The organism is Vibrio sp. MarTm2 (assembly GCF_027587055.1).
Taxonomy (GTDB): Bacteria; Pseudomonadota; Gammaproteobacteria; order Enterobacterales; family Vibrionaceae; genus Vibrio; species Vibrio sinaloensis_D.
The window spans coordinates 1-11,948 of sequence record NZ_JAPPTK010000007.1 but is presented as its reverse complement, the minus strand read 5'-3'; the positions used below and the strand labels follow the sequence as shown (position 1 = coordinate 11,948).

4 protein-coding genes are annotated in these 11,948 nt (G+C 48.2%); 1 reads left to right on the top strand and 3 read right to left on the bottom strand.

Annotated elements, in window-relative coordinates:
* Nucleotides 1–1,248: an MDR family MFS transporter gene (locus OH458_RS14070; protein ID WP_039624738.1), complete on the bottom strand. Its 1,248-nt coding sequence runs from the start codon at nt 1,246–1,248 to the stop codon at nt 1–3.
* 406 nt (nt 1,249–1,654) lie between these two features.
* Here OH458_RS14070 and OH458_RS14065 point away from each other — a divergent pair, with 406 nt between their 5' ends.
* Nucleotides 1,655–2,266, top strand: a complete 612-nt coding sequence (locus OH458_RS14065) for a TetR/AcrR family transcriptional regulator (RefSeq protein WP_269978775.1) — start codon at nt 1,655–1,657, stop codon at nt 2,264–2,266.
* A 38-nt stretch (nt 2,267–2,304) separates the two neighbouring features.
* On the opposite strand, the gene OH458_RS14060 is transcribed toward OH458_RS14065, so the two are convergent.
* Both OH458_RS14060 and OH458_RS14055 read right to left on the bottom strand, forming a co-directional pair.
* Complete coding sequence (locus OH458_RS14060) at nt 2,305–2,508, bottom strand: Flp family type IVb pilin (RefSeq protein ID WP_038216883.1); 204 nt, start codon at nt 2,506–2,508, stop codon at nt 2,305–2,307.
* A gap of 252 nt (nt 2,509–2,760) precedes the next feature.
* Nucleotides 2,761–11,948, bottom strand: a 9,188-nt coding sequence (locus OH458_RS14055) for a T1SS-143 repeat domain-containing protein (RefSeq protein WP_443088522.1), incomplete at its 5' end; no start/stop codon positions are given.

Sequence of the window (11,948 nt, the reverse complement as noted above, 5' to 3'; positions counted from 1 at the left end):
TCAACTATTTGAGACGGCGACCTCGCGCTCCACTTGATCGTCAGTGTGCTGAGCAATCCAGTAAAGCCAAATCATGGTCACGCTGACAACAAAGCAGAGTCCAAATAGCCATTGTGCCCCCAACCACTCGACCATTGCGCCGCCCAACGCTGGTCCAATGGCAAAACCCAGTGAGTACAGAGCTGTCGCACCAAAATAGGAGCCGCGTAAATGCGCGGGAGCCAAACGGTCGATTTGCACGTTAAGCGTCGGGAAAGTGATCACTTCTCCCAAACTAACGATAAAACAGGCAACAGCCCATCCAATCGCCGATTGCTCAGGGGTAAAAATGAATGCCAGTTGACCAAGCGCGATGGCACTCATCCCGATTCGAGTCCGAGTAAACAGTGGCAGTTTTTCCATAACCTTGAGCACCGGAAACTGCAACAATACAATCGTCACAGCATTGACCATCATCAAGAGCGCGATCAGTTTTGCCGCATCTTCAATACCACTGCGGACAATGACTTGCGGAACCGAAGACTCCAATTGAGCGTAGACAAACATCAAGAGTACGTTAGCAAGTAAAAGCAATACAAAGACGCGATCCCTGCTGATCACTTTGACCGTTTGACGAAAGTTAGGCAGTAAAGAGAGGTCTGGCTTGGTAAAACTGCCTTTGCGTTCAATGCCAAACAAGATCCAACCGCTGTAGAGCAAGTGAGTGACACCGGTAGCAATAAACAGCAACTGAGGCTGGGCCAAAGCGAGTGTCACGCCAATAAGTGGACCGACGGCAGCGCCAATATTTAACAAAAAGTAACGAATGTTGAGCGCTAGTTCCCGATCTTTAAGATCACTCAATGCATCGCCGATCACCGCCTTGGCAGGACCATCGATCAAAGGGCGCATAAATCCAGCCAATAGGATTAAGGCATAAAAGTGCCAAACTTGAGTCGCTAAACCAATCCCCGTGTAGGCGATGAACGCAATCAAACACCCTGCGACCATGATCCATTTGCGCCCGAACTTGTCTGACAGGTAGCCAGAATATAATCCGGTGAGCGACCCCGTTACCGCAGAGAGTGCAAGCATTCCTCCCACTTCCACCGCCGATGCTCCGTAATCTTGATAGAGAAAAACAATCAAGAACGGCCAGGCCATAAAGTAGCTTGTGCGTGCGATAAGAACGCCCACTAGTACAGTCCAGACAGGAAGATTAAATCGTTTTACTCGCTCCCACTGAAACAGGCTTTGTTCTTGTTCCATACGCACTCCTTTGAACTCAATATTGTTGCACTATTGTGATCGAGTATAAGGAGGTTTTATAAAAACAAAAGCGTTATTTACCCTAGCAAACAAACATCTAGAAAACACAAGTAACAAGTTAAAATTATCAATTATATTAATTGCTTAATAAGTGGGTTTTGAAATTTTACTTGTACGCTATCTAGCATTTTATCTTGAATTCCCCACTAAAAAGTTGCGTATATCTCGTTTTTGAGCGCCTACTCTCCACACTACGCAAACGTGATCAACAGTACTCTTCATTTCCCTTATGTTCGCAGAGCCATTTGCAACTACCCAAGAAAGTAAACGATGATGTATACTTTGGACATAGAAATTCTTGAACGTTAACTCGCCCGTTAACTTTAAATCGGTACAGGTTCTATTCATGCTCAAAAGAAGTGATATAAAACAAGAAGATATCATCAAATCTGCGATAGAGGTTTTTTCTCAAAAAGGGCTTGAGCAAGCGAGTATGGAAGGCATTTCCAAGCATGCAGGCGTGTCTAAACGCACTTTGTATAAGTACTACCCGAACAAAGACGCGCTGTTCGAAGTCATCGTAGACAAATTGATATGTCGCTTTGATGACCGTTGTGAGCTCAGATATGAGCCGTCTGTTTCAGTGTTTGAACAATTGAAGGCGATGACACTTAAGCAAATGTGCTATATCAACACGGAAGATTTTCAAGTAACCGCAAGGCTAGTGATGGCGGAATGCATTCGTTGTCCGGAGACGTCAAAGCTCTTAATGAATAAATTTGAGGCGATTGGCGATTCGTACGGTTTGCATGAGTGGATTAAACAAGCGGTCGCCGCTGAAGCCATCGAAGTAGACAACATTCCACTAGCGGTGGAGCAGTACATTGGTAGCATTAAGGCGATTGTATTCTGGCCTCAGTTGCTGGCTCATCAACCGCCTGCCACCCAAGATCAGCTCATAGTTGCTGTCGACACGGCTGCGCAGATGTTTGTATCGACCTATCAAACAAAGAGTTAACCTCACTGGCCCATAGATTTGGAGATCAAGTCCGGCTCTTAGGCTGAATCGATAGTATCGGTCAGGCGTTTGAACAGGTTAATCAGCGAAGATTGTAGTTCAGTGTCTGTAACGAAGATGCTTATAATCATGATTGCGACCACACTCAAGATGAGGACGTATTCGATCGCAGTCACTCCACGCTGATCATCTCTAAACTCTGTGAACAGGAGTTTTAGCTGACTATAAACTCTATTAAACATTTGAATTCTCTTTCTATTTTTATCAGTCGACGTCTTGAGACCAAACGAAACCGCATAAGAGTAAGCTCAACTTCATTTTTATTGGACTATGAAGGGTGCTATCTGACTAATTTTACAAATAATTAATGACAATTACGTCGTTGTGCATCCATTTAATGGCATGCAGTCTAGTTACCTTGGTCTACTCAATCAAGACATTCACTCGTTTTTATTGATTCGGCCCTAGTTCGGGCCGATATTCATTACCTTCGATTATTGATGATGAATAATGACATCGTGATCAAGCAACGAAGAGACAATGTCCAATGAGCTCATACCATCAAGCGACAACTGCGGTGCCAGATCCTGAACTAAAATGGTCTGTTGCCCTTGCCCTCCTCCTGGATGAAGTGTCAGCTCGATATCTGCACCATCTATCACTTTGGCGTCAATATGATCGAGCAAAACATCCATGTCTATCGACGCTTGTTTAAGCTCAGGAAGCACTTCTCGAAGATCGATTTTATCCCCTTCTGCGATACTAAAATCTGTGATGGTGTCCGTCGCGCCGTCATCAATATCCAACCAGACGAAGGTATCCATACCCCCTCCGCCAGTGAGGATGTCTGAGCCAAGCCCACCTTCGAGAATATCATCGCCTTTTCCTCCTTGAAGGTGATCGTCTCCAGACCCTCCAATCAGATGGTCATTACCCGAGCCACCTTGCAGCAAATCATCACCGCTGCCGGAATGGAGCTCTGTGTTTCCACCGTCTCCAATAAGTTGCACATCTTGGGCTTGCGTGGACTGGTCTATCGTCGAGCCGTCAATCACCACATCCAAGTTTAAATCTAACGAGGTTGAGCTCGCGGTATCCCCGTTGGACTCTTGCGATATCGCCGTTACGGTGAGCGTGTGGTTCCCCACATCTGCGCCCTCTAACTTCAGGCTGCTGATCGCGTCGGCAGACACCGTCCAAACACCAGACGATAGCGTCGCAGTGCCAACATCACTGGTTAGCGTCGCCTCTGCTGGTACGCCAGATACCTGCAAGAACAGAGTTTCGTTGCTATCAACCAACGCGGCTACGATCCCAACTAATGCGATACCATTGGAGCTTGCTGTCTGGGTCGCGCTGATGTTTTTCACATAATTGTACTGAGGGTCGATGGTTAACGTCGGCGAGTTGGCGACAGGCGAGACGGTGATCGTATGTTGAGTCGTCTCCTGCATCACCATTCCAGACGGGTTACCTGAATCAGTCGCAACGACGGTTAAACTGATGGTATCCGTTGGGGAAAAACTTGAATCAAGTAACACACCGCTGCCACTTGCAGGGCTATCAAGCAGAGCATTTAGTTCTGTGATAGTGCCCGTTAGCGTGATGGATGCGCCTGTAGGTGGGTTGACGACAATCCCCGACCCCGTTGGCAAAACAACGCTGAGCGCACCGTAGTCAACACGGAGCTCGACCGACATAAGATCGTTGCTATTGGTACCCACGTAATCCACATCCGACACGGAAATACCACTAATCAACTGCCCTGCCGCTTCATCAATCAATGCCGTGGCACTGCTCAAGTCCAACTCGGGTTTGTCATTAACTCCTTGTACCTCAAAGCGCACGCTGGCAGCATCTTGCTTAAAGTCATTCGCACCATTCGTCGTGCCATTGTCTTCGATGGTGTAGTCAAGTTTCACCTCGCCATTGAAGTCTTGCGCCGCGGTAAACGTCCAAGACACACCATCTGGATTGAGCGTCAAGCTGCCTTGCCCCTCGGCCACCGTTAGGTCCGTCACCGTGAGTGTGTGATTTTCTGGATCGCTTGACGCGTCGATCAACTGCTGAGCGGTGATGATAATCTGACCTTCTTCCAACATCGGACCCAAATTAACATCCGCAGCATTTGGCGCATCATTGACCTCCGTCACCTGAATTTCGAAGGTTGTTTGATTGGTTGATGACGTCGACGCATCTCCCGAGATGATTGCGCCATTGTTGCCGCCATCATCCACACTTGCTGTCACGGTTACCGCCCCACCTGAATTAAGATCGTTGCTGTCGAGAGCAGGATTAAACGATATGTTGCCTGCAGACAACGCCGCATTGATGTTGGCGACAGTACCTGAAATGACCAAATTCTGATTGGCGTCATAGTTCAAACTTAAATCAAAGAGAGTGGCGGTATTCGGATCGAAAACAAGCTCCCCTTTATCGAGACTCAATGTGAGTGTATAAACCGCGTTGGGGTCATCATATTGAGCATCAATGTCCGCGATTTGGAAATTATCAATCGCAATCGCCGTGTCTTCTTGTGTCTCTAAATCAGTGACATTGACAAAGGTAGGACGGTCATTAATTGGGTCGATGCTCAATGCCACCTCAAAGCTCACCGCAGGTCCAAGATATTCATTGCCAGAGGCATCTTTATCGACTGACTGAACGCTGATTGTGAGAGGCGCATCAATGCCAAAAGCGTTGCCCACATCACTATTGTGCTGACCAGAATTAAACACAATTTTATCGAGTTGTTGCGCTGCAACGTTAACAATCCAGACATTGTTCACCGCATCATATTGACCTAGATTGCCATCAGCATCATAGATAGTTGCATCGCTTGGAACATCGCGAATTTCAACACGGACAGTCTCTGGAGCGTTTTCGCTGTAGACTCCATTGCCTGTTGCCGAAAGCACTTTATCCACGACAGACGCATTGATCGCAATATCTATGTTTTCTCCCTCAACGCCACTGACGGCATTCGTTGCATCAACATCAATCACGTCTCCCTGTGGCGTCACGTTGATTTTAAAGTTGGGTAGATTCGCCGCTTGCGTCGGCACACCCAGCAGCGATTCTTGGGTAAATACCGTCAAACCAAATTCCGCGCTGCCACTAAAATGCTTAGGAGGAAGAACAGATAGAGCTCCTAAGTTGAGAGAGTCTCCCGCGCCAGAAGGCAGTTGAACACTCCATTCTCCCCCACCATTGTTTTTCACTGTGTAACCGCTTGACGGATCGGCTGTTAAAAGAAAACCTTGCGGCACATCAGTGAACTTGATGGAAACAAATTGCTCAGAGCCATCGAGATCAGTCAGCGAAATCGATACGTCTCCGGAACTTGCCAATGAGATTTCTGTGTCTTCCAACCCCGTCACTTCAAGCGTTTGGCTAGGGTCCACACCTGGACCTGTAACAAGCACCGGATCAACCACAGGTACAACATCAAAGCTCACACTCGTTGTGAAGCTTCCACTGCCTGTCGCGGTTTGCGTTGGAGCAAGCTCGTTAAACGTTGCGGTATCCGTTACAGAGCCAGTCACATTGACTTGGACAGTATTGTCGTCGTTCCCTGTTGGGTAGTTTGCTTGCGGCTTGAAGAGCACGTTATCGAGTGCTCCCGCTGCAATCTCAGCTTGGCTGAAGGTGACTGTAGAACCAAGCGTCTGATACGAGAACGTCCCATCACCATTATCAACAAGCTGGTAGAACTCCCCGACCGAAGGATCCGCCAAACTTAGGGTGATGGAGGAAAGCACTTCATTGCCACCTTCAATTCCCGTCACTTGGTCTGCGATTTGGTAGCCAAACCCAAGTTGAATGTAGCTATCTTCATAGCCCACCGGATCTTGCCCAGCGCTGCCGTCCTGATCAATTGGCACTTGATTATCATCTAACGAGCCTTTCACCGTTAAGCTAATGTCCGGTTCACTGCCGGTCACGTCCGCAATCGGGTCAACTTTGACGATCACATTGCCGTTTTCCACTTTCTCATCACCGGATGTCGTATCTTTGGTAATGACGGTAATTGGCAACCTGAAATCCCCTGAATAATCATCAGGTAAGTTAAGCATCAGACCATCAAAACTTTCCACTTGTCCAGAGGCTGAAATACCCGTTTGGAACACGAACTGGCCGTTGACAAAATCGACCTCGCCACCGGATATCGAAATCGGATAAATCACGCCGCCAACGGTTACCGTATTGCCTATGATGATGGTCACTTCGTCGGCGCTGCCGTCTTGGTTGGTAAAGCTGATCACCGAATCCAGCTGTTTACCTAGGTCGACTTGATTGTCTTCGGTAGCGATAATCACACTATCTGGCGTAATGCTGGCCACAGCAGCGACCTCATTGCCTGCGACTACCTCTTCAGGGAAGGAGAGATCTAACGTCGTTTCGCGAAGCGTAGATTTGGAGTTTTCATTGCTATCTTCACCTTGGTCAATGACTAAGGTTTGAATGTTCATCTTGATACTGTTGAACGCCAGAGGATCGTCATCAGAACTGCTATTCGGCGTCAGATCCAAACCATGAGGCGCATGAATACTGAACGAATCCTCATTGGTAATGACCCAGCGCCCATTGCCCTCATAAGCGGCACCTGTCACGAGCAGTTGATCGAGAATATCCTCACTTAGCGCACTTCCATCAAGGTGACTGAGGGTAACAATAACGTCGCTGACCACTTCTTGTGACGACAAATCGGTTTCTTGATATTTCACCACATATTCGCCATCCCACACTTCGGCACCTGTTCCGTCGGTCGCGGTGTTATCAGCATTAGTGGTAAAACGAATCACCCCTTGCGCGTTAGCCGTAATTGCATTGACAACGCTGGCACCAGACTCATCCGTCACTATCAAGGTATTGTTGCTGTCTTGTGGCTCAACGATTGGGCGCACCACAACGGTCAGTTCGCCTGTGATGGTGGCGGTTACACGACCACCTTCCCCGACAATTGAGTCGCTCGTGTATTCATGATCTCGCTCTTCCACTTCCACAACGGTATTCAATTTGAAATCCGTACTGGAGTCTTTGGGCGGAGTAATTTGAATAAAGTTATTTACCAAAGCATCTTGGGTGAATGCCTGTGCGGATTGGGTTGCCCCTGGAGTAATGGTTAACGTCCCCGATGCCGCGTCATACACCGCGACAACGTCGCTGCTGTTTACATTGACCGCGGCACCATTTGGAATCCCAGTAATGGTAATGGAAGTAAAGTGTTCGTCATCATCAATGTAATCTGTCCCTTCAGGGTGCCAATTGATGTTGATGGGGGTGTCTTCATCGCCGACAGACCGATTGGTATAGGTTGCGGAGGCGTCAATAACGGGTGCAACCTTAATGCGAATCTCTTGTTCAAACTCGCGACTGTGTCCATCATTTTCCGTCACGATGACGGTACCTTTGATGTGAATATTCTCCGTTGATGAGTCAACAGGTCGAACAATAATGCCTGACGTGGTATTTAAACCCGTTATATTGGCTTCATAGATCGGCTGACCGCTGCCATCATAGCCGACAAAGTTGAGATCTATCTGCGTTCCATCACTGTCCTCAATGACAACACCTTGCGGAATATTTGAGAGCAGTACGGTTAACGACTCTGAACCGTCCAGCGGTTTGTCTTCGCGCTCACCAGAGATGATCGAGAAATCAAGTACCGCGAAGCTATCACCATTTTGACTCTCATTGATGGTTGTCTCTACGCCTGAAACTGCGCCATCCGTAAACTCGCTCCACTGGCTTCCGGCAACAACGCCCTGAGGTACATCCGCCACCCCTTTGACACTGACATTGACTGTTTTCGTGCCCATGATCGCTTCGTCAACCAACGTCGTCGTCGACAGACTTGCGCTATCTTTCACTACTCCTGTCACATCAAACTTGAAGTCCGCATTGCTGTGTAACTCTGGTATCACTTCTACGTTATGTAACTGATCATAAGGGACTTCTTGGTAGACGGCGCCATTGATCGTTACCGTTGTCAGTTGACTAGGCGCAGCGCCTTGCCAAGAAAGCGTAGCGCCCTCTGTAATGTTTGAGATTCTAACGAACAGCACTTCAGAGCCATCGGTGTCTCCTGAAGGCGACATTTGAATCACTTCGTCCAAAGTAAACGGATCTTTGTCTGTCGCGGGGTCAACCGTATTTTGGGTCGCCGCATTGTCTTCGAAAATAGCAATCCGATTGACACTAAAACTGCCAAGATCCGCATCCGGTCGAACATCGAAAATGAGCGCTTTTACATCAGACTGGGCACTCCCCTTGTCGGTCACCGCATTGGTTGACTCGGTTGTAATGGCAACCGCATCAATCTGTATCGTGCCGGAGAAGTTCTCATTCGGGTTGACTTGAATCGTATTGATATCAGCAGATGAAACAATGAAATTCCCGTCTGCGTTTGGCACTAATGGTGAGCCGCTTTTGTCAAGTAACTCGAAGTGGCCATCACCCTGCGAAACGGTTAATTGATAAGTTATCGTTTCTGGGTTGAGCGTGTCTTGAGTCAGCGCCTGTAGATTCAGGGTTGCATTGGATGAATCTTCATCTAACACGTAATGATACGTGCTATTGCTATCGTCCCATGTCGCAATATCCGCCACGCTTTCCACTTCCATGGTGAACTGCGAGTTGAGTCGATGATCTAACGCACCATCATTGTGGATCTCAAGTTGATATTTAATTTGAAAACCGCGGTCAGTCGTGGAGTAGTTTCTGTCTGGCACAAAATACAAGTTGTTGATTGTGGTTATCTGATCGCCATTACCATTCACAATCGAACTCTGGTCTATCAATGAGCCTGCAAAGTAAATTTTGCCTGAATTATCAGCCGTGAGCTCTACATACTCTGACCCATCAAAATAGAAGAATTTACCATGATGTTGCCCCGCTTTGATTGTCATGCCGCCAATCGATTCGTTATTGTCGGCATCGTATAGGTTGGCTTGCAACTTAACCTGTGTAGGAACGCCAACACCCGGAATGCCTGCTTGATTGTCTTGTGAGTTGGCTGTATCCAAAGGTGTAGGGTTCGAGGCGCTATAATCAATTGACGGCGCCCTACCTGAGTCTTCAAACGAGACCACTTTAAGAGGGATCGCAGAGGCTCTTCGATCTTCAATGGTGATTTCAAGCGGTGCCACAGAGGTATCTTTATCTCCGTCGGTGGCGGTCAGATTTACGGTAAACACAAAGTTATCACCGTCATGTTCGAGGTTATCGAACGCTCTAAACTCAACTTCTCCGTTAGAGTTTATTCTTAATTCGCCCAAATCACGCACAGCCGTATTGCCATTGCTGTCTTGATACTCCTGCGCCACAACAATGCGTTGGCTTCCAGAACTCAGGTCGACACCATCCACATAGCTGCCACCCTGCTTGAACAGAATGTCCGAACCACTGGACGTTGTCCCTTCAATACGGGTTAGCTCTGCGCCATCTGCGCCTTTGTCGGTCGCACTGTCAAACATGTTGACCATCGAGCGATTGAAGCCTTGCCCCTCAACACGACTGGTCTCCTGCTGGGTTAATGTCGGGACGTCATCCACAATAGTAATAGGTAGGCTAATTGGGTTGGATTTGTCACCATCAAAATCCAGCGCCTGAATGTTGAAATCGATTTGTACTTGATTCTGCTCATTGGCATCCGGATGCTCGACCGACTGCAATAAATTAAAGGTGTAACTGTTGTCAGAGGTATCAAAAGTCAAGGAGAACACCGCTTGCTGACTGCCAGACGTCTGCGCAATATAAGTAAACGTCGTCCCGGACTCGACAACGGCTCTCCACTCGAGGCTCTCGCCCCCACTTTGCAAACCAACCAGGCTATCGGCAGGCGCAATTAGCTGGTACTCGGTAACACCATCGGCGCCTTCGTCAATTACAAACTGACCGTGGATTTGGGTATCCTCTGTTTGATCGGACCCAATACCAATCAGATCATCCTCATCAACTCGCGTTTCGCCTTGAGTACCTGTAATGATCGGCTTGTCGTCTGCTACTGAAATAGGCAACGGGTACGCAGGTGACGCATCCCCATCTCCATCTATCGCAACAACATCAAAGGGAATAGTCAGAGAGTCGGAATCAGACGCATGATCTAACGGTTGTAACAACTCAAAGCGATACGAACCATCGTCGCCTAGTTCAAGGGTAAACACGACCGTATTACCTGCAACCGCTTGATAACTTGTGGCATTCGCCGCACCGTCATATTTTTCGAGTGTTAACTCGACGCCGCCGGAATGAAGACCTGACAGTGCGTTGTCGATATTCCCAAGCTCGAAGTGGACAATATCGTCGGCACCTGCCGTGACTTCAAACTGTCCGGTCGCGACCGAGCTAGCGGAGAGATCATTTTCATCGACACTGAAACGGCTTCCAGCGTCAGTACTGTCTATGGTAGGGAGATCATCCGTAATCGTTACCACCATAGGTTTCATCACTGAGTCGTCATTGTCACTATCAACCGCATAAACCGGCAAGTTAAAGCTTAAAGCATCATCTTTCGCTCCAGATTGAGCATGATCGAGCGCTTCTATTAGCGTAAAGGTGTAATCGCCTTTGTTGGTGCCATCGAAGTTGACTGTAAAGACGGTGGTCTCCGCGCCATTCGCCGCCGTGGTAAAGCCGATATATTGCCCTGAATCTGTAGGCTCTTCTCGCAGCTCAACCACTAGCCCATTCGATTTGAGCGAGCCGTCAGTATTGAACTCACTTGGTTCAAGGCGGAAGTGGCTTAGGTTGTCGCTGCCTTCGGTATAGCTAATGGTGCCCGAGGCTTGTACCGCACTGCCGCTTGGCGCGGAGCCATCGGCTAATTGAGACTCTGATAGACTCACCGCTGGCACTGTATTGATCACCGGATCGTCGCCATCTTGAATGGTTAAAGTGACCGTTGCGCTGACACTGTCTTTGTCGAAATCGCCCAACGTCACGACGATGCTTTTCACAATATCGCCTGCAGAGTGGTCTAAATCGCGATTAGGCTCAAAGCGCATCTCACCATCGAGGGTGATATAGAGCAAGCCTTCTGGGTAATCAAATTTCTGCTCACCAGTGATGCTTTGATCAAGCTGCTGCGCTGGGTTATCACCAAATTTAAATTCGGTGATGGTGGCACCATCGGCACTGTGTGTAGGCATCACATCGATGGTCGCGGTGGTTGGGTTTTCGCCTTGATTCGGTTCAGTGATGGTCCAACTGCCGTTTTGCATTAACTGGACATCGTCGGTGATGGTGATATCCAAGTTTGCTTTGGCGGAGTTATCACCATCGCTGTCGACCATATACACGGGCAGCGCAAAGCTGAAGTCATTGTTGCCCTCGGCATTGGCATGGTCGATCGCTTCAATCAGCGTAAAAGTATAATCGCCTTTGTTAGTACCATCGAAGTTGAGCGTAAAGACGGTTGTCTCAACGCCGTTCGCTGCCGTGGTAAAGCCGATATATTGCCCAGAATCTGCAGGCTCTTCTCGCAACTCAACCACTAGCCCATTCGACTTGAGCGAGCCGTCAGTATTGAACTCATTTGGCTCAAGGCGGGAGTGACTTAGGTTGTCGCTGCCTTCGATATAACGGATTGTGCCCGTCGCTTGCACCGCACTACCGTTTGGCGCTGAGCCATCGGCTAGTTGAGATTCAGATAGACTCACCGATGGCACAGTATTGATCA

What these genes read in the sequence shown, in the direction of transcription:
- OH458_RS14060 (WP_038216883.1), bottom strand. Translation starts at nt 2,508, where the DNA reads ATGTTTAATAGAGTTTATAGTCAGCTAAAACTCCTGTTCACAGAGTTT.
- OH458_RS14065 (WP_269978775.1), top strand. Translation starts at nt 1,655, where the DNA reads ATGCTCAAAAGAAGTGATATAAAACAAGAAGATATCATCAAATCTGCG.
- OH458_RS14070 (WP_039624738.1), bottom strand. Translation starts at nt 1,248, where the DNA reads ATGGAACAAGAACAAAGCCTGTTTCAGTGGGAGCGAGTAAAACGATTT.